Source organism: Paractinoplanes atraurantiacus (assembly GCF_900215205.1).
Classification (GTDB): Bacteria; Actinomycetota; Actinomycetes; order Mycobacteriales; family Micromonosporaceae; genus Actinoplanes; species Actinoplanes atraurantiacus.
On record NZ_OBDY01000017.1, the window covers coordinates 14,188 to 39,572 of the forward strand.

Annotated in this window: 21 protein-coding genes and 2 pseudogenes; 18 read left to right on the forward strand and 5 right to left on the reverse strand. The window is 70.3% G+C overall.

Going from position 1 to position 25,385, the window contains the following annotated elements; translation table 11 throughout:
- Positions 1 to 13: 13 nt before the first annotated feature.
- The 10 genes and pseudogenes from ruvC to CRP55_RS30915 all read left to right on the forward strand — a co-directional run bounded on the left by ruvC (position 14) and on the right by CRP55_RS30915 (position 10,099).
- Positions 14 to 583, forward strand: a complete 570-nt coding sequence (gene ruvC, locus CRP55_RS30875) for a crossover junction endodeoxyribonuclease RuvC (protein ID WP_097324827.1) — start codon at positions 14 to 16, stop codon at positions 581 to 583.
- Positions 580 to 1,179 (forward strand): Holliday junction branch migration protein RuvA, encoded by a 600-nt coding sequence (gene ruvA, locus CRP55_RS30880; RefSeq protein WP_097324416.1) that lies wholly within the window; start codon positions 580 to 582, stop codon positions 1,177 to 1,179. The genes ruvC and ruvA overlap by 4 nt, the downstream gene beginning before the upstream one ends.
- Positions 1,176 to 1,374, forward strand: a pseudogene (locus tag CRP55_RS30885) (Holliday junction branch migration DNA helicase RuvB); the annotation flags it as partial. The gene ruvA and the pseudogene CRP55_RS30885, both read left to right, overlap by 4 nt.
- A 23-nt stretch (positions 1,375 to 1,397) precedes the next feature.
- Positions 1,398 to 2,186, forward strand: a pseudogene (locus CRP55_RS56080) (LAGLIDADG family homing endonuclease); the annotation flags it as partial.
- A gap of 120 nt (positions 2,187 to 2,306) precedes the next feature.
- On the forward strand, positions 2,307 to 3,215 hold the full coding sequence (gene ruvB, locus CRP55_RS55055) for a Holliday junction branch migration DNA helicase RuvB (protein WP_281260822.1): 909 nt from the start codon (positions 2,307 to 2,309) through the stop codon (positions 3,213 to 3,215).
- Positions 3,216 to 3,364: 149 nt separating this feature from the next.
- Complete coding sequence (yajC, locus tag CRP55_RS30895) at positions 3,365 to 3,751, forward strand: preprotein translocase subunit YajC (protein WP_097324419.1); 387 nt, start codon at positions 3,365 to 3,367, stop codon at positions 3,749 to 3,751.
- A 128-nt stretch (positions 3,752 to 3,879) separates the two neighbouring features.
- The gene (secD, locus tag CRP55_RS30900) at positions 3,880 to 5,748 is read left to right on the forward strand and encodes a protein translocase subunit SecD (RefSeq protein WP_097324421.1); all 1,869 of its coding nucleotides are present in this window, start codon (positions 3,880 to 3,882) and stop codon (positions 5,746 to 5,748) included.
- Between the two features lies 1 nt (position 5,749).
- Complete coding sequence (gene secF, locus CRP55_RS30905) at positions 5,750 to 6,946, forward strand: protein translocase subunit SecF (RefSeq protein WP_097324424.1); 1,197 nt, start codon at positions 5,750 to 5,752, stop codon at positions 6,944 to 6,946.
- Positions 6,947 to 7,011: 65 nt separating this feature from the next.
- Positions 7,012 to 7,551: an adenine phosphoribosyltransferase gene (locus tag CRP55_RS30910; protein ID WP_097324427.1), complete on the forward strand. Its 540-nt coding sequence runs from the start codon at positions 7,012 to 7,014 to the stop codon at positions 7,549 to 7,551.
- Between the two features lie 106 nt (positions 7,552 to 7,657).
- Positions 7,658 to 10,099: a RelA/SpoT family protein gene (locus tag CRP55_RS30915; protein WP_097324430.1), complete on the forward strand. Its 2,442-nt coding sequence runs from the start codon at positions 7,658 to 7,660 to the stop codon at positions 10,097 to 10,099.
- Between the two features lie 42 nt (positions 10,100 to 10,141).
- Here CRP55_RS30915 and CRP55_RS30920 read toward each other — a convergent pair whose 3' ends face one another.
- The gene (locus tag CRP55_RS30920) at positions 10,142 to 10,975 is read right to left on the reverse strand and encodes a peptidylprolyl isomerase (RefSeq protein ID WP_097324434.1); all 834 of its coding nucleotides are present in this window, start codon (positions 10,973 to 10,975) and stop codon (positions 10,142 to 10,144) included.
- A 32-nt stretch (positions 10,976 to 11,007) separates the two neighbouring features.
- A complete protein-coding gene (locus CRP55_RS30925) occupies positions 11,008 to 11,874 on the reverse strand; it encodes a peptidylprolyl isomerase (protein WP_097324436.1) in 867 nt (288 codons plus the stop codon).
- 131 nt (positions 11,875 to 12,005) lie between these two features.
- On the opposite strand from CRP55_RS30925, the gene CRP55_RS30930 reads away from it, so the two are divergent.
- Positions 12,006 to 12,704, forward strand: coding sequence for an MBL fold metallo-hydrolase (locus CRP55_RS30930; protein ID WP_097324438.1), 699 nt, complete (start codon positions 12,006 to 12,008; stop codon positions 12,702 to 12,704).
- A 25-nt stretch (positions 12,705 to 12,729) separates the two neighbouring features.
- The gene (gene hisS, locus CRP55_RS30935; RefSeq protein WP_097324441.1) at positions 12,730 to 14,049 is read left to right on the forward strand and encodes a histidine--tRNA ligase; all 1,320 of its coding nucleotides are present in this window, start codon (positions 12,730 to 12,732) and stop codon (positions 14,047 to 14,049) included.
- Here hisS and CRP55_RS30940 read toward each other — a convergent pair.
- Positions 14,036 to 15,184, reverse strand: a complete 1,149-nt coding sequence (locus CRP55_RS30940; protein WP_245923495.1) for a serine hydrolase domain-containing protein — start codon at positions 15,182 to 15,184, stop codon at positions 14,036 to 14,038. The two genes, hisS and CRP55_RS30940, sit on opposite strands and share 14 nt — an antisense overlap.
- Before the next feature lie 135 nt (positions 15,185 to 15,319).
- Here CRP55_RS30940 and CRP55_RS30945 point away from each other — a divergent pair, with 135 nt between their 5' ends.
- Entirely contained in the window at positions 15,320 to 16,249 is a 930-nt protein-coding gene (locus tag CRP55_RS30945) for an acyl-ACP desaturase (RefSeq protein ID WP_097324444.1), read from the forward strand.
- 109 nt (positions 16,250 to 16,358) lie between these two features.
- Here CRP55_RS30945 and CRP55_RS30950 read toward each other — a convergent pair whose 3' ends face one another.
- Both CRP55_RS30950 and CRP55_RS30955 read right to left on the reverse strand, forming a co-directional pair.
- A complete protein-coding gene (locus tag CRP55_RS30950; RefSeq protein WP_097324447.1) occupies positions 16,359 to 16,907 on the reverse strand; it encodes a hypothetical protein in 549 nt (182 codons plus the stop codon).
- A complete protein-coding gene (locus CRP55_RS30955) occupies positions 16,904 to 17,416 on the reverse strand; it encodes a PaaI family thioesterase (RefSeq protein WP_097324450.1) in 513 nt (170 codons plus the stop codon). Before CRP55_RS30955 ends, CRP55_RS30950 begins: the two co-directional genes overlap by 4 nt.
- A gap of 55 nt (positions 17,417 to 17,471) precedes the next feature.
- Here CRP55_RS30955 and CRP55_RS30960 point away from each other — a divergent pair, with 55 nt between their 5' ends.
- The 5 genes from CRP55_RS30960 (at position 17,472) to CRP55_RS30980 (ending at position 25,335) form a co-directional block, all read left to right on the forward strand.
- The gene (locus CRP55_RS30960) at positions 17,472 to 17,951 is read left to right on the forward strand and encodes a winged helix-turn-helix transcriptional regulator (protein WP_097324452.1); all 480 of its coding nucleotides are present in this window, start codon (positions 17,472 to 17,474) and stop codon (positions 17,949 to 17,951) included.
- A gap of 9 nt (positions 17,952 to 17,960) precedes the next feature.
- Entirely contained in the window at positions 17,961 to 19,529 is a 1,569-nt protein-coding gene (locus CRP55_RS30965) for an MFS transporter (protein WP_245923496.1), read from the forward strand.
- Positions 19,530 to 19,582: 53 nt separating this feature from the next.
- Entirely contained in the window at positions 19,583 to 22,330 is a 2,748-nt protein-coding gene (gene cphA, locus CRP55_RS30970; RefSeq protein ID WP_097324458.1) for a cyanophycin synthetase, read from the forward strand.
- A gap of 449 nt (positions 22,331 to 22,779) precedes the next feature.
- Positions 22,780 to 24,801: a serine/threonine-protein kinase gene (locus CRP55_RS30975; RefSeq protein WP_097324460.1), complete on the forward strand. Its 2,022-nt coding sequence runs from the start codon at positions 22,780 to 22,782 to the stop codon at positions 24,799 to 24,801.
- A gap of 279 nt (positions 24,802 to 25,080) precedes the next feature.
- Complete coding sequence (locus CRP55_RS30980; RefSeq protein WP_097324833.1) at positions 25,081 to 25,335, forward strand: hypothetical protein; 255 nt, start codon at positions 25,081 to 25,083, stop codon at positions 25,333 to 25,335.
- Positions 25,336 to 25,385 lie beyond the last annotated feature (50 nt).

A 25,385-nucleotide genomic window follows, 5' to 3' on the forward strand; every position in this document is an offset into this window, starting at 1 on the left:
GGGGAGGTCCATGGTGCGCGTGCTCGGCATCGACCCGGGCCTCACACGCTGCGGAGTCGGTGTCGTCGAGGGCATGCCGGGCCGTCCGTGCAAGCTGGTCGCCTACTACGTGGTCTACTCCGAGCCCGACGACGACATCGCCCTGCGGCTGCTGCATCTCGACAAGTCGCTCGGTGAGCTCGTCGCCGAGCACCAGCCCGAGAGTGTGGCCGTCGAGCGGGTGTTCTCGCAGCACAACGCCCGGACCGTGATGGGCACCGCGCAGGCCAGCGGCGTCGCCATCCTGTCCGGAGCGCGGGCCGGGCTGCCCGTCGAGACCTACACGCCCAGTGAGGTCAAGGCCGCCATCACCGGGTCCGGCACGGCCGGCAAGGCGCAGATGACCGCGATGGTGACCCGGCTGCTCCAGCTCGACGCGCCGCCGAAGCCGGCCGACGCGGCCGACGCGCTCGCCATCGCCATCTGCCACATCTGGCGCGGTGGCACCCGCGCCCGCATCCAGGCGGCGGCCGTCGCCGCGGCCACCAAGGTGGCCGCCCAGCGCGCCGCGGCACAGAAACTCAAGGGGGGAACCCGCAGATGATCGCCAGTGTGCGGGGGGTCGTGACCGCGATCGCGGCGGACAGCGCCGTCATCGAGGTCGGCGGGGTCGGCCTGCAACTGCAGTGCGCGCCGGGGACCCTGGCCGGGCTCAAGTCGGGCACCGAGGCGCGGCTCGCCGCCAGCATGGTGGTGCGGGAGGACTCGCTGACTCTGTACGGGTTCGCCGACGACGACGAGAAGCACCTGTTCGAGCTGCTGCAGACCGCCAGCGGTGTCGGGCCCCGGCTGGCTCAGGCCGTGCTCGCCGTGCACTCGCCCGAGACCGTCCGCCGTGCCCTCGCCGGCGGCGACCTGGCCACCCTGACCCGGGTGCCGGGCATCGGTAAGAAGGGCGCCGAGCGCATGGTGCTCGAGCTGCGCGACAAGATCGGGCCCATGGCGATGGCCGGCGACACCACGGGCATGCTCAACGGGGCCTGGCAGGAGCAGGTGCGCCAGGGCGTCCTGGCGCTCGGCTGGTCGGCCGCCCAGGCCGATCAGGCCGTGGCCGCGCTGGCCGAGACGATCGACGGTGAGGTCCCGCCCGTTCCGCAGCTGCTGCGCCAGGCGATCAGGCTGCTGGGCAAGACCCGATGAGCGATCTCGTCTCGGCCGACGCGGGCGACGAGGACCTCGACGCCGAAGCCAGCGTCCGGCCGCGCCGGCTGGCCGAGTTCATCGCCCAGCACCGCGTCCGCGACCAGCTCGACCTGCTGCTCAAGGGCGCGATGGGCCGCGGCGCCCCGCCCGACCACATTCTCCTGTCGGGCCCGCCCGGCCTCGGCAAGCCGGTACAGGTGGATGCGCTCGTCCTGATGGTCGATGGGTCCCGTCGGCGGTTGGGTGACGTCGTCGTCGGTGATCAGGTGATCACCCGGACTGGTGAGCCGGCAGAGGTGCTCGCCGTTCACGAACAGGGTGAACTCGACTCGGTGCGCATTCGCACGGCCTCGGGCCGTGAGGTCGTCGCCGCGCCCGACCACCCGTTCTGGACGACCGAGGGCTGGGTCAAGGCCGGCGACCTGACGCCGGCGGACGTGGTCGCGAATGTGCTGGAACCGGAGACGGTCGCCGACGGGACTGAGCAGACGGACGAGTTCCGTCTGGCCGGTTACATGATCGGGGACGGGTGTACGAGCAACCAGGTCACCTTCACCGGCTCGGACCCGGCGGTGATGGACGACTTCCGTGCCGTTTGCGATCGGCTCGGTCACGCGCACAACACCCGCCCGAACTCCGCACGGAGCGAGTTGATCCGCGTCTCCGGGCTGATGCCGTGGTTGCGGCAGCACGGTCTGATCGACAAGACGGCTTGGACGAAGAGGGTTCCCGAGTTCGTCTTCCTGGGCGACACCTGGCAGATCAGCGCTTTCCTCGCCGCCTATTTCGCGTGCGACGGCACAGTGAGCCGGCGGGGGCGGGATCGCTACGACCTGGTCATCGAGTACTACAGCGTCTCCCGCGGCCTGCTCGAGGACACGCAGCACCTGCTGCTCCGCCTTGGCATCCAGTCGCGCCTGAAGCTGAAGAGGGGCCGCTACCAGGGGCGGCCGCACGAGTCGTGGCGGTTGTCGATCACCAGCCAGGACGATGCCGCCCGGTTCGCCGAGCGCGTCACCCCCATCGGGTCGCGCGGCGAGAGACTCCGTGAGTGGGCGCCGCGCCGTGACCGGTTCGATGAGCGTCTGGCGCCCGACCGGGTCACCTCGGTCGAGCCGGCGGGCCTGGCCGAATGCCGGTGCCTCACCGTCGCCGGCGATCACACTTTCACGGTCAACGACCTGGTCGTCCACAACACGACGCTGGCCAACATCGTCGCGGCCGAGTTGGGCACGAGCATCCGCACGACCAGCGGGCCGGTGATCGAGCGCAGCGGCGACCTGGCCGCGATCCTCACCAGCCTCGCGCCCGGTGACGTGCTGTTCATCGACGAGATCCACCGCATCGCCAAGCCGGCCGAGGAGCTGCTCTACAGCGCGATGGAGGACTTCCGGGTCGACGTCGTGGTCGGCAAGGGGCCGGGCGCCACCGCGATCCCGCTCGACGTCGAGCCGTTCACCCTGGTCGGCGCGACCACCCGGGCCGGCCTGCTGTCCGGCCCGATGCGCGACCGGTTCGGTTTCGTGGCCCACCTCGACTTCTACTCACCGGCCGATCTGGACGCCCTGCTGCACCGCTCGGCCCGCATCCTCGGCGTGCCGATCACCGACGAGGGCGCGGCCGAGATCGCCGGGCGCTCGCGGGGGACGCCGCGTATCGCAAACCGTCTCCTTCGGCGCGTACGGGACTTCGCCGAGGTGCGTGCCGACGGTGTGGTGACCGAATCCACAGCCCGTGCGGCCCTCAAGGTGTACGACGTGGATGAGCTGGGCCTGGACCGTCTCGACCGGGCCGTGCTGCGCGCGCTCATCGAGTCTTTCCGCGGCGGGCCGGTCGGTTTGTCCACCTTGGCGGTAGCGGTCGGCGAGCAGTCTGACACCGTTGAGGAGGTGTGCGAGCCTTTCCTGGTGCGGGCCGGGCTCCTGGCCCGCACGCCGAGGGGCCGGGTGGCCACCGAGGCGGGTTGGGTGCACCTGGGAAAGACGCCGCCGTCGGGCGTGATCCAAGGGGATTTGTTCGCACGGGACGCGTGAAATCCCCTCGTAATGCGAACGTGATGTGTGCCGCATTCGGACTTCCCAGGTTGACCGATTAGACTCGCCGCCGTTCCAACCCGGGATGTGTTTATCGCCCCGGTCACGCGCGCGGGCGCGTCGCCGGCGGCCTACGGAAGGCTTTTTTGGTGATTCAGGCAGCCGAGGCATCGGGTGGTGGCAGCTTCACGCCGCTGCTTCTCATCGTCCTCCTCTTCGCCGTCATGTACTTCCTGATGATCCGGCCGCAGCAGAAGCGCCGCCGTGAGGCTCAGCAGATGCAGAACGCGCTGGGGCCGGGCGACCGGATCGTGACGATCGGTGGCCTGCACGGCACCGTGGTCGCCGTCGACGACGACGTCGTCAACCTGGAGATCGCCGACGGGGTCGAGGTGCAGTTCGCGCGGCCGGCCATCGCCCGCGTCGTCTCGCAGGCCGGCGCGGTCGACGAGACCGTCGCGGCCGAGGAGATCGCCGAGCCCGCCGTCGAGGAGCCGGTCGTCGACCCGGTCGTCGACACGCGTAAAAAGGACTGACAGTTAGACCCCGGCGGGCCGGTCCAGACGGGCCGGTCCGTCAGGCCGCGCGCGGCCACCAGAATCGGACATCAGGCACGTAAGACACAGGGAGACCGAAAGCCGTGGCACGACCACCACAGGGGCAGATGCATCCCGGACGGCAGCTCGCCGTGCTCGGCTTCATCTTCGTCGTTCTGTATCTGCTGGTCTTCTTCGCGGGCGGGGCGAGTGGCAGCTTCACCGACCGGTTGCACCCGAAACTGGGTCTCGACCTGGTCGGTGGCACGCAGGCCACCTACATCGCCTCCGTCCAGGGCGGCCAGGTGCCGTCCAAGGAGAGCATGGAGCAGGCCCGCGACATCATCGACCAGCGGGTCAACGCGCTCGGCGTCTCCGAGGCCGAGGTGGTCATCCAGGGTGACCGCAACATCGTGGTCTCCCTCGCCGGTAAGGCCGACGACCAGCTCAAGGACCTGTCGCAGGCCGCGCAGATGCGCTTCCGCCTGGTGATCGGCGCGACCGGCGACGTCTCGACGGTGGCGCTCAACCCGCCGACCGCGACGCCCTCGGCGGCCGCGTCCGGCAGCGCCAAGCCGTCGACGTCCGCCAAGCCTTCGACCGGCGCGAGCGCCCCGGCCGTGTCGAGCAGCGCCTCGACCGGTGGCCAGGGCGGCGGCGAGGTCGTGAAGGCCCCGACGCCGACCCCGACGCCGTCCGCTTCGGCGAGCGCGAGCGCCCCCGCGGCGCCTCCGGCCTCGGCCGACGAGAAGGCCCTGCTGGCCGAGGTCCAGAAGAAGGTCGGCACGGCCGCCTGGGCCGCCGCGAGCAAGCTGACCGCGCCGGTCGACCTGAGCACCGACCCGACCGCCGGCAAGCCGTACGCCCCGTTCGCGAAGCTCAGCGGCGACGAGGTCAACGTCCTCACCCCGCAGATGCAGATGTACGTGCCGACCATCGGCTGCACCCAGCTCGACGCCCGCCCCAACGGCGCCATCGACGCCGTGGGCAAGCAGGTCGTCGCCTGCTACAACGGCGGCAAGATCCTGATGGACCAGGCCAAGGTCGTCGGTGACGACATCTCCAAGGCCAGCCCGCAGCTCGACCAGCAGAACGGCCAGTGGGTCGTCTCGCTGGACTTCAAGAGCGAGGGCTCGACCAAGTGGGCCGCGCTGACCCGGCAGGCCTTCGAGGCCACCTCGGACGCGCCCTGCTACACCGCCGCCACGGCGATGTACGGCTCGATCGAGCACTGCGCCGTCGCGGTCGTCCTCGACAAGTCGGTCATCTCGGCCCCGCAGATCCAGGGCGTGCTCACCGGCACCTCGCAGATCACCGGCCAGTTCAACGCGAGCAGCTCCAAGGAGCTCGCCGACCAGCTGAACTTCGGCGCGCTGCCGGTCACCTTCAGCTCGGGCCCGGCCCAGACGGTCTCGGCCACCCTGGGCACCCAGCAGCTGCAGGCCGGTCTGATCGCGGCCGCGATCGGCATGGGCCTGGTCGCCATCTACGCGTTCTTCTACTACCGTCTGCTCGGCTCGGTCATCTTCCTGAGCCTGCTGCTGTCGGGTCTGCTCACCTTCGGCGCCCTGGTCTTCCTGGGCCGCACGGTCGGCTTCACCCTGACCCTGGCCGGCATCGCCGGTTTCATCGTGTCACTGGGTGTCGCCGCCGACTCGTTCGTCATCTACTTCGAACGATTGAAGGACGAGATCCACGAGGGCCGCAGCCCGCGCAGTGCGGTGCCACGGGCCTGGGCCCGCGCCCGGCGCACGATCATCTCGGCCAACACGATCACGATCCTCGCCGCCGTGGTGCTGTACATCGTCTCGGTCGGCGCGGTGCAGGGCTTCGCCTTCGCACTGGGCGTCGCGACGGTGCTCGACCTGGTCGTGGTGTTCCTCTTCCGTCACCCGATCATGACGATGTTCGCCAGCACCAAGGCGTTCCTCTCGCCGCGCGTGAGTGGTCTCGGCCGCGTGCTGCGCCGCGCTCCGACCGACGTCAAGGAGGCCTGACATGGCCAGCCAAGGTCTTGCCGCCCGGCTCTACGCGGGCGAGGCCAATGTCAACATCATCGGCCGCCGGAAGCTCTGGTTCGCCATCGCGGCCGTGCTCGTGGTGATCTCCATCGCCAGCATCGCGATCCGCGGCTTCCACCTGGGCATCGAGTTCGCCGGTGGCACGTCGTTCAGCGTGCCGGCCACGACCGGCAGCACGACCTACACCCAGGACGAGGTGTCCGACGCGGTCGAGCGGGCGATCAAGTCGGTCGACCCGAACGCCGAGGTCGTCTCCTCGCAGACGCTCGGCAGCACCGGCGGCGGCGGCGACACCTACACGGTCCGTGCCTCCACGCTGACGGCGGCGCAGGCCGAGCAGGCCAAGACCGCGCTGGTCACCGACCTCAAGCTCGACGCCACCAAGGTCAGTGACGACCAGGTCTCCGCGGCCTGGGGTGGGCAGGTGACCAGGCAGGCCCTGCTCGGTCTGATCATCTTCCTGATCGTCGTCATGATCTATCTGATCATCCGGTTCGAGTGGCGCATGGCGGCGGCGGCCGTCTCCTCGCTCCTGCTCGACCTGATCTTCACGGCCGGCGTGTACTCGCTGGTCGGCTTCGAGGTGACGCCCTCGACGGTGGTCGGCTTCCTGACGATTCTGGGTTATTCGCTGTACGACGTGGTGGTCGTCTTCGACAAGGTGCAGGAGAACACGCGCGGTATCACCGCGAGCAGCATCCGCACCTACAACGAGGCGACCAACCTGGCCGTCAACCAGACCCTGATGCGTTCGATCAACACCGGCCTGGTGGCGCTGCTGCCCGTCGGCGGCCTGCTGTTCATCGGCGCCGGCCTGCTCGGCGCGGGCACGCTGAAGGACCTCGGCCTGGTGCTGTTCGTGGGCATGGGCTTCGGCGTCCTCGCCTCGATCATGTTCGCGGCCCCGCTGCTGACCGTGTTCAAGGACCGCGAGCCGAAGATCAAGGCGCACACCGCCCGGGTCCTGGCCCGGCGCGCCTCGGCCAAGTCCGGTGACGTGGCCCGCGGCGAGCGCACCGGTGGCCGCTCGTCGAACATGGCCGAGTCGGACGAGGCTCCGGCCCTGGCCTCCTCGGCCCCACGGCCGGGCGCCCGGCCCACGGCCAAGCGGACCAGCGGCGGCAGCAACACCAACCGCGGACCGGGCAACCGGCCGGGTGGCAAGCGCCGCTGAGATCAGAAACGCGAAAAGGGGCGGCCCGGTCGGGCCGCCCCTTTCGTTATGGAAAGCTTGCGCCCGTGACAGACCAGCACACCGACCTGGCCGCGATCGTCGAGAGCGGCACCGTGGACGTGCCCGACTTCCCCAAGCCGGGCGTCGTCTTCAAGGACCTCATGCCGCTGTTCGCGGACGGGCCGGCGTTCCGCCAGGTGATCGACGGGATCATCGCGCACCACGGCGAGGGCAGTTTCGACGTCGTGGCCGGCGTCGAGGCCCGCGGGTTCGTCGTGGCCGCCGCCATCGCCTACGCCACCGGCACCGGCGTGGTGCCGGTGCGCAAGGCGGGGAAGCTGCCACGCAAGGCTCTGTCGGCCTCGTACGAGCTCGAATACGGCGAAGCCGCCCTCGAGGTGCACGAGGATGCTTTCATCGCCGGACAGCGCGTCCTGGTGGTCGACGACGTGCTCGCCACCGGCGGCACGGCGGCCGCGGCGCTGGAGCTGGTCGAGCGGGCCGGCGGCACGGTCGCCGGCTTCACGGTGCTGATGGAGCTGGCGTTCCTGAAGGGCCGGGAGCGGCTCAGCCCCCGTACGGTGCACGCGCTCTTGACCGTCTGATTCTTTTCTCGGCGTTCAGCCGGGTTATCGGGGAAGAGCGTGCGGGTAGGATGGCGTTCCTAACCAGGTGAACCAACCCACAATCGACGAGGGTGTGAGGAGGCCGGTGTCCAGCGACGTCGCCCCTCCGGCGGAGGGCACGGTGCAGCCGACCGAGAACACACGGACCGGTGCGGACGCTACGGCGCCCGCGGCTGAGACGCGGCCTGAGGGTCCCCGGCCGGCCGTTCCCGCGGCCGACGCCGACGACACGCAGCCGCTGCCTACCGGTGAGGAAAGGTTCGGCCTGGCCAGCGCGCCCACGGGGCGCCGCGTCCGGGCCCGCCTGGCGCGCTTCAACGCGCCGTGGCAGAGCACCCAGGTCAGCGAGGTGCTCGAGCCGCTGATCGCGACCCACCGGGCCAGCCATCCCAAGGCCGACGGGCGCATGCTCCAGCGCGCCTTCGACGTGGCCGCCCGCTGGCACTCGGGTCAGTACCGCAAGTCCGGCGACCCCTACATCACCCATCCGCTCGCCGTGGCCACGATCCTGGCCAACCTCGGCATGGACACGACCACACTGGTCGCGGCCCTGCTGCACGACACGATCGAGGACACCGACTACTCGCTCGAGCAGATGAAGTCCGACTTCGGCGCCGAGGTGGCGCTGCTGGTCGACGGCGTCACCAAGCTCGACCGGGTGAAACTGGGCGACGCGGCCAAGGCCGAGACGATCCGCAAGATGGTCGTGGCCATGGCCAAAGACCCGCGGGTGCTGGTCATCAAGCTGGCCGACCGGCTGCACAACATGCGCACCCTGACCTTCCTGCCCCGCCCCAAGCAGGAGCAGAAGGCCAAGGAGACGCTCGAGATCCTGGCCCCGCTGGCCCACCGCCTCGGTATGAACACGATCAAGTGGGAGCTCGAGGACCTCGCCTTCGGCACGCTGTTCCCCAAGCGGTTCGAGGAGATCAACCGTCTCATCGGCGAGCACCAGCCGCAGCGTGAGGCGCTGCTGCGCCAGGTGACCAACAGGGTCTCGCTCGACCTGAAATCCGCGAAGATCAAGGCGGAGACGACCGGCCGCCCCAAGCACCTCTACTCGATCTATCAGAAGATGATCGTGCGGGGCCGCGACTTCAACGACATCTACGACCTGGTCGGCGTGCGCATCCTGGTCGACACGGTCCGCGACTGCTACGCCGCGCTGGGCGTCATCCACGCGAACTGGCAGCCGGTGCCGGGCCGGTTCAAGGACTACATCGCGATGCCGAAATTCAACATGTACCAGTCGTTGCACACGACGGTCATCGGCCCGACCGGCAAGCCGGTCGAGATGCAGATCCGCACCTTCGCGATGCACCGCACGGCCGAGTTCGGCATCGCCGCCCACTGGAAGTACAAGGAGCAGAAGGGCGCGACGATCGTCGGCCCGCCGGCCCACATCGACGAGATGACCTGGCTGCGGCAGCTGCTCGACTGGCAGCGCGAGGCCAGCGACCCGAGCGAGTTCCTCGACGCGCTGCGGTTCGACCTGTCGAGCCAGGAGGTGTACGTCTTCACCCCCAAGGGCGACGTCATCCCGCTGCCGACGGGCTCGACCCCGGTCGACTTCGCCTACGCGGTGCACACCGAGGTCGGGCACAAGTGCATCGGGGCCCGGGTCAACGGCAAGCTCGTCCCGCTCGAGTCCACACTGTCCAACGGCGACGTCATCGAGATCTTCACGTCGAAATCGTCGAACGCCGGCCCGACGCAGGACTGGCTGGGCTTCGTCAAGAGCCCCCGGGCCCGCACGAAGATCCGGCAGTACTTCAACAAGGAGCGCCGCGAGGAAGCGATCGAGGTCGGCAAGGAGGCGATCGTCAAGGCGATGCGCAAGCAGGGCCTGCCCCTGCAGCGCATGCTGACGAACGAGAACCTGACGACCATCGCCCGCGACCTGCACCTGCCCGACGTGGCCTCGCTGTACGCGGCGATCGGGGAGAACACGGTCTCCGCGCAGTCCGTCGTGCAGAAACTCGTCGCCGGCTTCGGCGGCGAGGAGGGCGCGGTCGAGGACATCGCCGAGACCGCCGTCGCGACCCGCCCGCCGCGCAACCGCAGCACGGCTCAGGACCCGGGCGTGGTGGTCAAGGGCGTCAGCGACGTGTGGGTCAAGCTGGCCCGCTGCTGCACCCCGGTGCCGGGCGACGCAGTCTTCGGCTTCGTCACCCGCTCCGGCGGCGTCAGCGTCCACCGGGAAGACTGCGCCAACGCGGAGGACCTGCGCGAGCAGGAGGAGCGCGTGGTCGAGGTGACCTGGAAACCGACCAGCGCGTCGACGTTCCTGGTCGCCATCCAGGTCGAGGCGCTCGACCGGCACAAGCTGCTGGCCGACGTGACCCGGGTGCTGTCCGAGGAGCGGGTGAACATCCTGTCGGCGACGGTCACCACGACCCGCGACCGGGTGGCGGTCAGCCGCTTCACGTTCGAGATGGCCGACCCGAAACACCTCGGGCATCTGGTCGCCGCCGTCCGCAAGGTCGACGGGGTCTTCGACGCTTACCGCGTCACGTCAGGCGCATAGAAAAAGGGCCCCCGAGGGGGCCCTTTTTCTTGGTCAGGAAGATCAGGCCGCGGCCATCGTCATCGACTCGATGTTGATCTCCTTCTTGGGGTGACCGCCGCCGGCCGACTCCTTGAAGGCGCCGTCGTCACCGGCCTTGACCACGCCCTTGACCACGTCGAGGCCCGAGGTGATCTTGCCCAGCAGCGTGTAGTTCGCCGACAGCTGGGTGTCCTCGGAGCAGATGAAGAACTGGCTGCCCGTGCTGCCCGGCTGGCCGGTGTTGGCCATCGCGATCGAGCCCGCGGGGTACGGGTTCTTGGTGTCGGTCGGGAGGTTCTCCTCGGCCATGGTGTAGCTCGGGCCGCCCTGGCCGTCGGTCTCGCGGTAGCCCTTGCCGGTGGCGAACGGGTCGCCGCACTGGAGCACGCGGAACTTGTCCTCGTTGACCAGACGGTGGCACTTGGTGTTGTCCCAGAACTTCTTGGACGCGAGGAACTCGAAGCTGGCCGCGGTGCAGGGCACCTTGGACTTGTCCACGTCGGCCTTGATCGTGCCGAGGTTGGTCTCGATCGTCAGCACGTCCTTGCCCGTGTTGGGCGCGGTCGCGGCCGGGGTGCCGACGTCCTTGGTCTTGCCGCCGCCGGCGTCCGGCGTCCATGTGCAGGCGACCTGGCCCGCGGGGACGCCGGCCGCGTTGCTGGTGCTCTTCTTGTCGTCCTTGTTGAGCTGGGTGACGATGAGCACCCCGGCGCCGGCGATCAGCACGACCGCGATCGCCGAGCCGATGATGGCCTGACGCTGCCGGCGCTTGCGGGCTGCCGCGGCACGCTCGGACATCTCCTTCTCGAGCCGGGCCCGCGCCGCCGCGCGCTGCCGGTCCTTGATCGACGACACGGTGTTCCTCCTGCTGTGATCGGCCTAGGGGATTAAGACTGGGTGCTCGCCGACGGCGCCGCGGGCGTGGCCGCAGCCGCGTCGCCGACAGTCAGGCTCTTGATGGTGATCTTCGATTTCGGCTTCACCTTGTCGCCGGCCGCGTTCGCCACGGTCGCGATCTTGCTCATCTTCGTCACGGTGTCGAGGCCGCCCGCCACGGTGCCGACGATCGAGAACTCCGGCGTGGCCGGACTGTAGTCCTTGGCGAAGATGAGGAACTGGCTGCCGTTGGTGCCCGGCGGGTCGCCGATCAGGGCGACGGTGCCCTTCGGGTAGAGCGGCGTCTTCGCCGCCGTGCCGGTGGAGGCCGACGGGGCGGGCTCCGGCGCGGTCGGCACGTTCTCGTTGTAGACGCTGTACGTCGGGCCGCCCTGCCCGGTGCCGCTCGGGTCGCCGCAGCGGATCGCCCCGTACGAGGTGATCTCGTGGCAGTCGGTGTTGTCGTAGAACTTCTTGCCGGCCAGGAACGCCAGGCTCTCCGAGCCGCAGGGCGAGAGCGTGTTGTCGAGACTGACCGTGATCGGGTCACCCTGGTTGGTGGCGATCGTCATGGTCCGGGTGCCGGAGGTCGGTATGCCCGTGGTGGGCGGGGTGCCGACCTCTTTGAGGTTGGTGTTGGCGGTCGCGCTCTGCGGCGTCCACGCGCAAATGTCCTCGGCCGCCGCGGTCTCGGTGTCGTCGGAGTCGAACGCCCCGCCGGCCCAGGCGATGCCGGCGACGATGAGCAGGACCGCGGCGCCGGCCCCGACGCCCGCGAGCATGCGGCGACGGCGGCGCTCCTTCACGGCTCGCCGGGCCATCTGCCGATCGAGCTTCGCCCGCGCCAGCTTGCGCTGGCGGTCCCTGCTGGATGCCACCGAAACCTGTCCTTCCTACGACCCTTGTCACACGCCCGCAAGAGTGTACGGGTACCTCCTGAGAAAGTGGTGTGCGACCGCCGGGCTACTCTCGTTACGATTTCGCTCTAATCTGTGAGAGAGGGGCCGTTGTGCTCGTCACCGGCTTTCCGGCCGATGCCTTCGGCACCAACTGCTACGTCGTGGCCGCCGGCCCCGGCGAGCAATGCCTGATCGTCGATCCCGGCATCGGTGTGCTCGACCGCCTCGACGAGGTGCTGGCCGAGCACCGGCTGCACCCGGCCGCGGTGCTGCTCACCCACGGCCACCTCGACCACACCTTCTCCGTCGCCCCGGTGTGCGGCGCGCGCGGCATCACGGCGTATGTGCACCCGGCCGACCGGGAGATGCTGGCCGACCCCTCCAAGGGCCTCAGCATGGACCTCAACCAGCTGTTCGGCGGCCGCATCGAGTACTCGGAGCCCGAGGACGTGGCCGAGCTGACCGACGGCGCCACGCTGTCGCTGGCCGGCCTCGAGGTGACCGTCGACCATGCGCCGGGCCATACCGGCGGGTCGGTGCTCTTCCGCCTGCCCGGAGCGGGCTCCACGTGGGACGCGGACCAGGTCTGCCTCTCCGGGGACGTCCTCTTCCAGGGTTCGATCGGGCGCACCGACCTGCCGGGCGGCAGCACCGAGACGATGCTGGCCAGCCTGCGGGACAAGATCCTGCCGCTGGCCGACGACACCGTCGTCCTGCCCGGCCACGGACCGGCCACGACCATCGGCCGCGAGCGCGCGCAGAACCCGTACCTGCGGGAACTGATCGCAGCGCCGCACCGTGGTCTCTGAGACTTTTTCCTAGGAGATTTTGAGAATGCCCATTTCCGGTTTTCCCGAATGGATGCCGCCGCAGCGCATGATCGAGCAGCGGGTGATCGACCGCGCGCGGGCCACGTTCGAGCTGTACGGCTACGCCCCGCTGGAGACCCGCTCGGTCGAGCCGCTGGACACCCTGCTGAGCAAGGGGGAGACCTCCAAGGAGGTCTACCTGCTCAGCCGCCTGCAGGCCGAGGAAGGCCAGAAGAGCGACGACCAGCTCGGGCTGCACTTCGACCTGACCGTGCCGTTCGCCCGCTTCGTCACCGAGAACGCGGGCAAGCTCCAGTTCCCGTTCAAGCGCTACCAGATCCAGAAGGTCTGGCGCGGCGAGCGGCCGCAGGAGGGCCGCTACCGCGAGTTCCTCCAGGCCGACATCGACGTGGTCAACCGGGGGACGCTGCCGTTCCACTACGACACCGAGATGCCGCTGGTCATCGGTGACGTGCTGTCCGGGCTGCCGCTGCCCAAGGCCCGCATCCAGGTCAACAACCGCAAGGTGTGTGAGGGCTTCTACCGGGGCCTGGGCCTGGAGGACACCGCCCAGGTGCTGCGCGTCGTCGACAAACTGGACAAAATCGGCGCCCAAAAGGTCATCGACCAGTTGATCGAGACGGCCGGCGCATCGCAGAAGCAGGCCGAGGCGTGTCTCCAGCTAGCGGAGATCTCCTCCGAGGACGGTTCTTTCGCCGACGCGGTGCGCAAACTGGGCGTACAGGACCCGCTTCTCGATGAAGGTCTTGACGAGCTTCTCCAGGTGGTCGAGACGGCCCGTGAGCTCAACCCCGGCCTCGTCGTGGCCGAGCTGAAGATCGCGCGCGGCCTCGACTACTACACGGGCACGGTCTATGAGACGCAGCTCGAGGGCTACGAGCGGTTCGGCTCGGTCTGCTCGGGCGGCCGCTACGAAAACCTGGCCACCGTCGGCAACGAGAAGTTCCCCGGTGTCGGCATCTCGATCGGCGTCTCCCGCATGCTCGGCGTCCTGTTCGGGCAGAACGCGCTGGGCGTCTCCCGCTCGGTGCCGACCTGCGTGGTGGTCGCGCTGCCGAACGAGGAGCTGCGCCGCACCTGCGACCGGACGGCGGCCGCGCTCCGCAGGCGCGGCATCCCGGCCGAGGTGGCGCCGACCGCCGCCAAGTTCGGCAAGCAGATCCAGTACGCCGACAAGCGCGGCATCCCGTACGTCTGGTTCCCCGGCCGTGAGGGTGAGCCCGACACCGTGAAGGACATCCGCTCGGGGGAGCAGGTCGAGGCCGACGCCACCACGTGGGAGGCGCCGGCCGCCGACCTGTACCCGGTGATCAGCGGGTCCTGAACGGCTCCACGTAGGACGTCCTGAGACTGACGGCCTGGTCACCGCAGAGCGCGGTGACCAGGAAGTCGATCACCGCCACGTCGATCGGGTGCGGCTCGGTCGGCGAGGTCTGATAGAACGACATGCTCTGCGCGTAGGTCACCTGGCGCACCCCGTCCGGGCTGTGCCAGGAGACCGTGACGTGCCCGATGGTGCCGCCGTCGTGGCCCCAGACCCGGCCGCACGGCAGATCCACGTAGTAGAGGCCGAGCCCGTAGCCGTCCACACCGGTCGTGGTCTGCATCTGGGCCAGCAGGGACGGCTTCAGCAGCCGGCCGGTCAGCAGCGCCCGGTAGAACACGTTCAGGTCGTTCGCGGTCGACACGATCTCGCCCGCGGCCCAGCCCCACGACATGTTGCAGCGGGTGAAGTCGCGCAGCTCGCCCTCGTACCAGGGCACGTAGGCGTTCATGTGCGGCCCGCGGATCAGCGGGTCGGTCCCCTCGAAGTACGTGTCGCGCAGCCCGAGCGGTTTCAGGATCCGCCGGCCGATCTCCGCACGGTAGCTGTGCCCGGTGACCTTCTCGACGATCAGCCCGGCCAGCACGTAGTTGGTGTTGGAGTACGAGTAGACGCCGGGCTCGGTGGGCGCGGCGGCCAGCCCGATCCGGGCCAGCTGCTCGGGCCGGTAGGTCGTCTCGCACAGCGTGACGATGTCCTCCGCGGTCTTGATCAGCTCGGTGTCGTAGTCGCCGATCCCGCTGGTGTGGTTGAGCAGCGTCCGCAGGGTCACCCGCCGCCCCACGTCGGCCGGGACGAGCCGGGGCAGGTAGCGCCCGATCGGCGCGTCCAGGTCGAGCCGGCGCTCCCCGGAGAGCTGGAGCACGGTGGTGGCCAGGAACGTCTTCGAGATGCTGCCGACGCGGTGGCGCAGGCCGTTGCGGACCGGTTCGCCGGTGGTCACGTCGCTGACCCCGGTGGCCAGCCGTACGGTCTTCTTCCCGTCGCGGACCTCGGCGAACGCGCCCGGCATGCCCGCCGCGTGCACCGCGTCCAATTTGTCCTGCAGAACCGATTTGTCAGCCGCGGCCGCCGGGACCGCCGGCGCGATCAACCCGGCCGTGGCGATCAGAGCGATGAGCGCACGTCGAAACAAGACTGCCTCCTCGATGGTCGGTCGGAGCCATCCATCTTCGTCGACGCGTGCCAGCGCCCCGTCCGTTGACAGGCCGGGGGAGTAACCTACGGTTGCGTAACCGTAGGGAGTGCTGGGCTGCAGGAGGTATGGGGTATGGATCAGACAGCACTGCTCATCGAGCTCGAGCCCGTCGTCGCGACGAACCTCGACCGGCATCTGTCGCTGGCCAAGGAGTGGTTCCCGCACGAGTACGTGCCGTGGAGCGACGGCCGCACCTTCGACGGCCTGCTCGGCGGCGACCCGTGGCTCGAGGACGACTCGAAGATCCCCGACGTGGCCCGGACCGCGCTGATCGTCAACCTGCTCACCGAGGACAACCTGCCCTCGTACCACCACGAGATCGCCACGCTGTTCGGCCGCGACGGCGCCTGGGGCACCTGGGTGCACCGCTGGACCGCCGAGGAGGGCCGGCACGGCATCGCCCTGCGCGACTACCTGACCGTCTCTCGCGCCGTCGACCCGACCGAGCTCGAACGCGCCCGCATGTCACACATGCAGTCGGGTTACAGCAACGACCACCCCGACGAGATCCTGCACTCGATCGCGTACGTCGCCTTCCAGGAGCTGGCCACCCGCATCTCGCACCGCAACACCGGCAAGGCCACCGGCGACCCGATCGCCGAGCAGTTGCTGGCCCGCGTCGCCGCCGACGAGAACCTGCACATGGTCTTCTACCGCAACCTGCTGGCCGCCGCCTTCGACCTCGACCCCAACCACGCCATGCGCGCGGTGACCGACGTGGTCAGCGGCTTCGAGATGCCCGGCGCCAACATCGAGGGCTTCGGCCGCAAGGCGCTGTCGATCGCCCTGGCCGGCATCTACGACCTGCGCCAGCACCGCGACGAGGTCCTCCAGCCGGTGATCCGCCAGTGGAACGTCTTCAACCGCACCGACCTGACCGGCGACGGCGAGAAGGCCCGCGAGGAGCTGGCCGCCCACATGGCCGACCTCGAGTCCCAGGCCGCCCGCTTCGAGGAGAAGCGCGAGGCCCGCCGCCAGCGTCTCTTGAAGAAAAACTCTTAGATATACGGAGGGGCCGACAGGCCCCCGCCGCAGGGACCAGCATCGTCGTGGTCCGGGCCGTTCCCGGCTTCCGGGCTGTCCTGCAACGCCCGCGCCTGGCGGCGCTGACTCACCCCGAAGTTCCTGCCGTCCAGTGGTGTTCCTGGATGGGGCCGAAGACTTCCTCGTCTCGGGGGCGGTCGTTCGAGTGCCACGTGTCGTAGCCGTCGGAGGCGGCCATGCGCAGGCGCTCGAAGGTCATCGGGTCGAAGAAGAGGCGACCGCCGTAGCGCAGGCGGAACTCGGCGCAGCGGACCAGGGCCGAGCCGGGGGCCGGGTCGGGGGCGCGCGTGCCGTGGCGGGCCGTCGTCACGTAGCGGACCTCGGTGATGGCCGGGGCCGTGCTCGTGTCGAAGAACAGGGAGCCGATCGAGGCGGTGGCGAACTCCTCGTCCTCGCCGGCCATGTAGTCCGATGTGGTGGGCTTGGTGGCGAAGCTCAAGGTCAGGGCGCCCTCGTAGGCGGCGCCGTCCAGGTGGAGCAGGCGGTCGCCCAGGTCGAGGTAGGCGCGGCCCATCAGCTGGACGAAGCGGGGCGGGCCGTCGTCGGTGTCCAGATATCCCGGGAGCAGGATGTCGTGCAGGCGGGCGCCGTCGAGGGCGGCCAGCAGGTGCTTCACTGGCCGGGCAATGGGAAGATCATGCAGCTCGACATGGCCTGGGCTACGAGGCGGCCTCCGGCGTCGGTGAGGCGGGCCTCGGCCAGCGCGGTGCGGCGGCCGCTCTGCAGGACGCTGCCGGTGCAGGTCAGGCGGCCGGAGGCCAGGGTCACCGGACGGAGGAACTTCACGTTGAGGTCGAGGCTGGTGTAGCCGACGCCGGCCGGCAGGGTGCTGTGGACGGAGCAGGCGGCGGCCGTGTCGAGCAGCGTGGAGATGACGCCGCCGTGCATGGTGCCGAGGGGGTTGTAGTGGAACTCCTGTGGGTCGAGGAAGACGGTGACCGAGCCGTGCTCGACCTGCATGCCGGCCGAGTCGATCAGGTGCATGATCGGTGGGGCGGGCAGGTCGCCCGAGGCCATGGCCCGCAGGAGCTCGAGGCCGGTCTGGCGGCCGATCAGGTCCGCGTGGAGGGCGGGGTCGGTCCAGCTGAAGGTCCGGGTGCGTACGTCCTGCTGGGTCTGGGTCATGGACGCAGCCTGGCAGCCGTTTGCTGGGTCTGTCCAGTGGACTTAGCCTGGTGTCATGAATTCCACTGAGCCCGAGGCGCTGGCCTGGTCGGTCGACTCCTGCACGATCGAGCGGTCGATGGCCATCCTCGGCGAGAAGTGGACCGTGGTGGTGTTGCGGGAGATCTTCAGCGGCATCCGGCGCTTCGACGACATGCGGGTACGGACCCACATTCCGCGCCAGGTGCTGACGAATCGGCTGGCCATGCTGGTGGAGAACGGGGTGCTGCGCCGCGAGCCCTACCAGGAGCCGGGGGCGCGGGTCCGGCACGAATATCGGCTGACGCCGAAGGGGTTCGACCTCTATCCGGTGCTGATCGCGGTGGCCGCGTGGGGTGATCGCCATCTGGCCGATCCGGAGGGGCCGCCGCTGCGGTACGAGCACCGGGACTGCGGCGACGAGGTGAGCGTGCGGGTCGTGTGCGAGGGTGACCACGAGATCGGGGACTACCGCGAGGTGCTGCCCCGTCCGGGGCCGGGAGCGCGGCGCCGGTAGATTTTCGCGGTGAGTCCATGGTCGCCGCTGCGGGAGCGGGTCTTCCGCAATCTCTGGATCGCCGTGCTGGCCGGCAACGTCGGCACCTGGATGCAGACGGTCGGTGCGCAGTGGCTGGTGGTGGGCGAGCCGAGCGCGGCCACCTGGGTGTCGCTGGTGCAGACGGTGACGATGTTGCCGGTGCTGCTGCTGGCCCTGCCGTCGGGGGCGCTGGCCGACGCCGTCGATCGGCGGAAGCTGCTGCTGGCGGTGCAGATCGGGCTGTTCGCGGTGGCCGGCGTGCTGACCGTGCTGACCATCCTCGATCTGATGCCGCCGGCGTTGCTGCTGGTCTTCACGTTCCTGCTGGGGGTGGGGCAGGCGCTGACCCTGCCGACGTGGCAGGCGGTGATCCCGGAGGTGGTGCCGCGGGACGAGCTGCCGGCGGCGTCGGCGCTGGGGGCGGTCAACACGAACCTGGCGCGGTCGGCGGGTCCGGCCGTGGCCGGTCTGCTCGTCGCGCAGACCGGGTCGGCCACCGTTTTCGCGATCAATGCTTTGTCGTACGGGGTTTTCGCGCTCGCCCTGTTCCTGTGGCGGCGGCCCGCACGTCGGCGGTCGCATCCGGAACACTTCGGACCGGCGCTCCGAGCGGGCGCCCGATACGTCCGGTATTCGCCGGTCGTGCTGCGGATCCTGGCGCGCGTTGTCCTTTTCGTGGTGCCGGGTGCGGTCGTCTGGGGGCTCCTGCCGCTGGTCGCGCATCAAGAGCTGCACATGGGCGCGAGCGGCTACGGCATCCTGCTGGCCGCCCTGGGCGTGGGCGCGATCGCCGGCGCGCTGCTGATGCCCCGCATCCGGCAGCGGCTGTCGCCGAACCGGCTGATTGTGCTGGCGGGGATCGTCTACGGCGGGGCGCTGGTGGTCACGGCCCTGGTGCCGAACGAGGTCGCGGTGACGGCGGTGCTGGTGCTGGCCGGGCTGGCCTGGATGACACTGGTCTCGCGGATGAACGCGACCCTCCAGCTCTTCCTGCCGAACTGGGTGCGTGCCCGCGGCTTCGGCGTCTACCAGGTGGTCTTCGCCGGGTCGCAGGCGCTCGGGGCGCTGCTCTGGGGTCAGGTCGCCGCGCTGTTCGGCCTGGACACGGCCTTCCTGGCCGCCGCGGTGGCGCTGCTGGCGGGCACGGTGACGATCCGCTGGTGGCCGGTGCGCGAGCAGGACGGCGCCGACCGGAGCCCGGCCATCTTCTGGGCCGAGCCGCACATCATGCTCGAGCCGCACCTGGACGAGGGGCCGATCCTGGTCACCGTCGTCTACCAGGTCCCGGACACCAAGGCCGGCGACTTCATCGAGGCCATGGAGGCGGTACGGGGTTCGCGGCAGCGCACGGGAGCGTCGAGGTGGGGCCTCTTCCGGGACGGCGAGGACCCGGGCCGGTACGTCGAGGTCTATCAGGTGCCGACCTGGGAGGAGCATCTGCGCCAGCACGAGGGCCGGATGACCGGCAGCGACGAGCAGGCCGAGCAGCGGGCGCTCGCCCTGGCCGACGGCCCGCCCGAGGTCACGCACCTCCTGCCCGCCCATAACGACGATTAGCCGGATGTTTCGGTTTTGTTCCGATTAGCCTCCTAGTGAAGGGGGCGCGTCGCATGAAGATCGAATCCTTGCGCCGGCTGCGCGGGCCGAACGTGTACCTCTCCCGGCCCGCCGTGGTCGCCCGGCTGCGGCTGGACGAGCTGACCGGCGTGGAGACCTCGGACGTGACCGGCTTCGCCGAGCGGCTCCTGCGGGCGCTGCCGGGCCTGGCCGAGCACCACTGCGCCGCGGGCGCGCCGGGCGGGTTCGTGAGCCGGCTGCGCGGCGGCACGTACTTCGGGCACGTCACCGAGCACGCGTGCATCGAGCTGTCCCAGATGATCGGGCGGGACGTGAGCTTCGGCCGTACGGTGTCGGCGGGTGTCCCCGGTCTGTATGACCTGATCGTCGAGTGTCCCATTGACGAATCGCCCGACTCGTCCCTGCCGGGGGAGCTGCTCCAGGCCGCCGTCGATCTGGTGGCGGGGGTTCACGCCGGTCTCGATTTCGGGCACTTCCGGCTCGATGCGCTGGCCGCGCTCGCGGAAAGGGAAGCGGCCGGCCCGAGCACGCGGGCGATCATCACGGCGGCCCGGCGGCGCGGGATCCCGGTCGAGCGCTTCGACGACCTCAGCCTGCTGCGGCTCGGCTGGGGCGTGCGGCGCCGGCTGGCCTGGGCCGCGATGACCGACCGGACCAGCGGGGTGGGCGTCGACATCGCCGGCGACAAGCAGGTGACCCGCCGTCTGCTGGCCGAGGCGGGAGTGCCGATCGCCGAGGGCGGCCCCGCCCGTACGGCGTCACAAGCGGTTGATCTTCTGGTTCGTCTCGGCGGGCCGGTCGTGGTCAAGCCGCGTCAGGGACGGCACGGCGACCACGTGACGCTCGGCGTGAGCACCGCGGCCCAGGTCGAGCGGGCCTTCCGCGCGGCCGGTGAGGACGTGATCGTGGAGCGGCAGCTCGGCGGGCGCGACTACCGCGTGCTCGTGGTGGCGGGCGAGGTGGTGGCCGCGGCCGAGCGGATCGCCGCGCACGTGACCGGCGACGGGCGGGCCACGATCGCCGAGCTGATCGAGCGGGTCAACGCCGACCCGCGCCGCGGCACCGGGCACTCCCGGGTGCTGACCCGGGTGGACGCCGACGAGGAGTTGCTCGAGCGCCAGGGCTGGGCGCTCACGGGCGTACCCCCGAATGGGCTTGAAGTGTGGCTGGCCGCGACGGCGAATCTCTCGACCGGTGCCACCAGCCACGACGTGACCGAGCGGGTGCACCCCGACGTGGCCCGGCTCTGCCTGCGGGTGGCCGCGCTGCTCGGTCTCGACATCGCCGGCATCGACCTGCGGCTGCCCGACATCGCCGAGCCGGTGCCGGCGCTGGTCGACGGGGGCGAGGTCACCGGCGGCGTCCTCGAGGTCAACGCGGTGCCGGGGCTGCGCATGCACCTGGCTCCCGTGCGCGGGCGGGCCCGCGACGTCGGCGACGCGATCGTGCGGGCGATGTTCCCCGGCGGCTCCGACGGGCGCATCCCGACCGCCGCGGTCACCGGCACCAACGGCAAGACCACGGTGGCCCGGCTGGCCGCGCATCTTCTGGCTTCCGGTGGTACGCGGGTGGGCCTGACCACCACTGACGATGTTCGGGTGGACGGGCGGGTGATCTACCGGGCCGACGCCACCGGGCCGCTCTCGGCCCAGATGGTCCTGGGCGATCCGAGCGTGCAGGTGGCCGTCCTGGAGACCGCGCGCGGCGGGCTGATCCGCCGCGGCCTGGGCTACGACTGGTCGGACGTCGGCGTGATCACCAACATCACGGCCGACCATCTCGGCCAGGACGGCCTGGAGACGATCGAGGACCTCGCGCACGTCAAGGCGCTGGTCGCCGAGCGGGTCCGCGAGGGCGGCACGCTGGTGCTCAACGCCGACGACCCATGGGTGCGCAACCTGGTCGAGCGGCCGCGGGTGCGGGCCGACCGCAAACGGGTCGTCTGGTTCGGCCTGGACGCGCGCCAGCCGGTGGTGGTCGAGCACCTGGCCAAGGGCGCCACCGCCTATCTGCTCCAGGACGGCTGGCTGACGCAGGCCACCGGCGCCCGCCGCACGCCGCTGATGCGGATGGCCGAGCTGCCCGGCGCGTACGGGGGAGCGGCGCCGCACGTGGTGGCCAACGCCCTGGCGGCGATCGCCGCGGCCCGGGCTCTCGGCGCCGGCCAGGAGGACGTGGTGCGCCGCCTGACCGAGTTCGACTGGGTGGTCGACAACCCGGGGCGGGCCACACTGCTGCGCCTCGGCGACGTGTCGGTCTTCGTGGACTACGCGCACAACCCGGCCGCGCTGGCGGCGACGCTGCGGACCCTGCACAAGCTGTGGGGGCCGGACCGCTGCGTGGTGGCGCTGACCCTGCCCGGCGACCGGCGCGACGACCTGCTGGCGGCCAGCGCCCAGGTGGTGGCCGACGGGGTCACCCGGGCCGTGCTCTACGAGGACGAGGACCCGGGCCCCCGGGCCCGGGGCGAAGTGTCCAAGCTGGTGGAGAGGGAGATGCGGGCCCGGCGGCCGAAGCTGACGGCGGTGCCGGCGCAGGGCTACGAGGAGGCGGTGCCGGCGGCGCTGCGGCTGGCCCGCTCGGGCGACGTGGTGCTGGTCATCTACGAGAAGCTCGACCCGGTGCTGGAGCTGTTGGCCCAGCTGGGAGCGCTGCCGGTGGGGGAGGCGCCGGTTCCGGTGCGGCTCGCGCCGCCCAAGCGGCCGTCGCCGGCGTCGGTGCTGTTCGGCAACGTTGCCACCGGCCGACACGCCGCGTACTCAGGTTGGCACGAGAAATAAGCTGATCAGCGGAGCTTGTCACCCGATCAGCGGGGGTTGCTCAGGTCAAGGCTTCAACAATTGCCCTACGTTAAGTAATCGCCGATGATCGTTGTCTTCGGCGGTCCGTTACGCGTCAGCGACCGTCAGTTAATCGACTCTTAAGAGACGGCGGGATTCTCGTTCCTGCCGTCACTTCCGATGAAGCGGGCATTCCCCGGCTTATCCGCATATGACAGCCTGCCCTGAGTCGGAGATCCGACTTTCGGAGGGTTCCCGAAAGCGCGCCACGGCTGGGATCCGTCGCGAAACGGACGGTAACGAACCGCAGGTAGACCGGCAGACGCGGGATTCTGATACAGCCGATCATCGGCTAGCATCCGAGCCGTCGATGGGGAACCTTTCCCCCGGCGCCGAGGAGCATGGCGGTGCGACTCGGCGTTTCTCACGAGGCGCGCATGTGGGGGCACATGAGCCAGCCGGACCTGCCCGGTTCGAGTCTGCTGGCCGGTCGATATCGACTGGTCGAGCGGCTCGGCGCCGGCGGGATGTCAGTGGTGTGGCGAGGGTTCGACGAGGTCCTCGGGCGCCAGGTCGCGGTGAAGGTGCTGCCGCCGTCGACCAGCGCGGACCCGGCGTTCCGGCGCCGTCTGCGCGCGGAGGCCCAGGCGGCCGCCCGCCTCAGCCACCCGAACATCACCAACGTCTACGACTACGGCGAGGCCACCACAGTCGACGGTGAGCCGGTGCCGTACGTGGTCATGGAGCTGATCGACGGCGAGTCGCTCGCCGCCGTGCTTGCCCGCGCGCGCAAGCTGCCCTGGCAGCACGCCGTGCGGATCACCGCCGAGGTCGCCGCGGCCCTGGCCGCCGCTCACGCGCGGGGCATCGTGCACCGCGACGTCACCCCGGCCAACGTCATGCTCACGCCGACCGGGGCCAAGGTCGTCGACTTCGGCATCTCGGCCCTGATCGGCGAGAACGACATCGACCCCGACGGCAGCCTGCTGGGCACGCCGGCCTACCTCGCGCCCGAGCGGCTCGAGGGCGGCCAGGTCAGCCCGGCCACCGACGTGTACGCGGTGGGCCTGCTGATCTACCGCACGCTCATCGGCCAGCTGCCGTGGGACGTGGGCACCACCACGGCCCTGCTCCGCGCCCACCAATATGTCGAGCCCGACCCGCTGCCGCCCGTCGAGGGCCTGCCGGCCGAGGTGGACGCCCTGGTCGGGCGGTGTCTCGAGAAGCGGCCGGCCGACCGGCCGTCCAGCGCCGAGCTGGCACAGATCCTGGCCGCGCTGTCGGCGGGCGCGCCCGCGGTGGCCCGCGGTTACGTGCCCGAGTGGGCGGACGACGTGGAGAACACGACGATCCTGCCGACGGCGAACGAATACATGACCGAGGCCGCGGCGGCCGCGGCCGCCGCGGCGGCTCCCCAGTCGCCCGCGCCCACGTCGGGCGACCCGGCCGCGCCGGCCCGCAACAGCCGGTTCGCCGGGCTCGAGTCGGTGCCGATCGAGGCCGGTCAGCAGCTGCGCCCGGCCTACGGCAACCAGGCGTCGCCGTCCGAGGGCCAGCGGGGCCCGGGCAACAAGACCCGGCGGATCCTGGTCATCGCGGCCGGTGTGCTGTTGCTGGCCATCGGCACGTACGGCTGGAGCGCCAGCGGCAGCAGCCCCAAGGACAAGGCGGCGATCGTCGGGCCGCAGGTGGTGGCGCCGACGGGCGAGTGCGTCGTCAACTACGCGGTCGTCTCCGACAGCAAGGGCCGGTTCAGCGCCCAGGTCACGGTGGCCAACAAGGACGAGACCCCGGTCACCGACTGGAAGCTCTGGTTCCTCATGCCGGGCGACCAGACGATCTCGGGCAACGGCAAGACCACGCTGACCCAGACCGGCCAGAGCGTCGAGGTCAGCTCGCCCACGGCCGCCGCGATCAACGCGAAATCGACGGTGAGCGTGCCGATCACCGGGCGCTACACGGCGACCAACATCGCGCCGCTGACGTTCACGCTCAACGGCGCCACGTGCGAGACGTTCGTGTCGACCAAGCCGGGCGGCCCGGCGCAGAAGGTGGAGCAGCTCAGCGACGGCAGCTCGCGGCTGGTGCCGACGACGACCGACCCGGGCTACAGCATCGCCCCCGACGGCACCGTCACGATCACCCCGACCGTGAAGCCGACAAACGGCACCAAGCCCGCCACCACCGCGCCCAAGCCGGGGGTCACGACGACCACGTCGCCCAAGCCGGGCACCACGACGGGCACCCCGCCCACGACGCCGACGGGCTCCCCGCCCACGACGCCGTCGGCGACCACGACCACCACGACCGGTGGCGGCGCGGTCGAGCCCGAGCCGCCGGACGACACCGACGTGCCGACGGCCACGACGCCGCCGCCGACCACCCCGGCCGGCGTCGACGATCCGCCGCCGCCCCTTCCCAGCGAGTGCGACCCGGGGGAGCCCGGGTCCTGCCCGGCGGAGACCGAGTAGACCACCTCGTGCGCAAGGCCGGCCCGGCTCCCGGGCCGGCCTTGCCGCGTTCCGGCGCCTTCCCGCTGAAAAAGCAGACGACGGGGTCCCGGGTACGGAGCTAGTGTGAAGGGGATGGCGCATGCATTTTCTCCCGATTCGCCCGGCGTGTTGGCCGGGGCGGGAGGGGCGCGCGAGGAAGATGAGGTTTGCTCTTTCCGCTCCGATCGGTTGCAACCCTCGCCGACCAGGGCATTAAGGGCAGCGCACAGCTAGTTGTCGTACATCGGGGAGTTCGACATGATCAGCATTGTCAAGGATCTGGCGGCGGAGGCCCTCTTCGTCTCGGATCTGCAGCCGTCCCAGTGCCCCAGCCAAGCGGCTGTCGAGCGGGCGGTGACCGCCATGCTTCTGCTGCACGGCACCGACGGGTGCGCGGCCGAGGTGGCCCTGGAGTTCGGTGACCACCCGGACATCGCCGTGACCCGCATGCACTGGGTGCACGAGGAGCTGACCGGGGTTCTGGAGAACCGCCGCGTCGCCGCCTTCCACTAAACCTGAGCTTTTCTCGCGAAAAGCACCCTATTAGCAACCGAGTTCGGCCG

Bases quoted from the DNA above. Each gene is read 5' to 3' on its own strand.
- ruvA (WP_097324416.1), top strand. From the start codon at position 580: ATGATCGCCAGTGTGCGGGGGGTCGTGACCGCGATCGCGGCGGACAGC.
- secF (WP_097324424.1), top strand. From the start codon at position 5,750: ATGGCCAGCCAAGGTCTTGCCGCCCGGCTCTACGCGGGCGAGGCCAAT.
- CRP55_RS30960 (WP_097324452.1), top strand. From the start codon at position 17,472: ATGAATTCCACTGAGCCCGAGGCGCTGGCCTGGTCGGTCGACTCCTGC.
- CRP55_RS30975 (WP_097324460.1), top strand. From the start codon at position 22,780: ATGAGCCAGCCGGACCTGCCCGGTTCGAGTCTGCTGGCCGGTCGATAT.
- hisS (WP_097324441.1), top strand. From the start codon at position 12,730: ATGCCCATTTCCGGTTTTCCCGAATGGATGCCGCCGCAGCGCATGATC.
- cphA (WP_097324458.1), top strand. From the start codon at position 19,583: ATGAAGATCGAATCCTTGCGCCGGCTGCGCGGGCCGAACGTGTACCTC.
- CRP55_RS30945 (WP_097324444.1), top strand. From the start codon at position 15,320: ATGGATCAGACAGCACTGCTCATCGAGCTCGAGCCCGTCGTCGCGACG.
- secD (WP_097324421.1), top strand. From the start codon at position 3,880: ATGCATCCCGGACGGCAGCTCGCCGTGCTCGGCTTCATCTTCGTCGTT.
- CRP55_RS30955 (WP_097324450.1), bottom strand. From the start codon at position 17,416: ATGACCCAGACCCAGCAGGACGTACGCACCCGGACCTTCAGCTGGACC.
- CRP55_RS30980 (WP_097324833.1), top strand. From the start codon at position 25,081: ATGATCAGCATTGTCAAGGATCTGGCGGCGGAGGCCCTCTTCGTCTCG.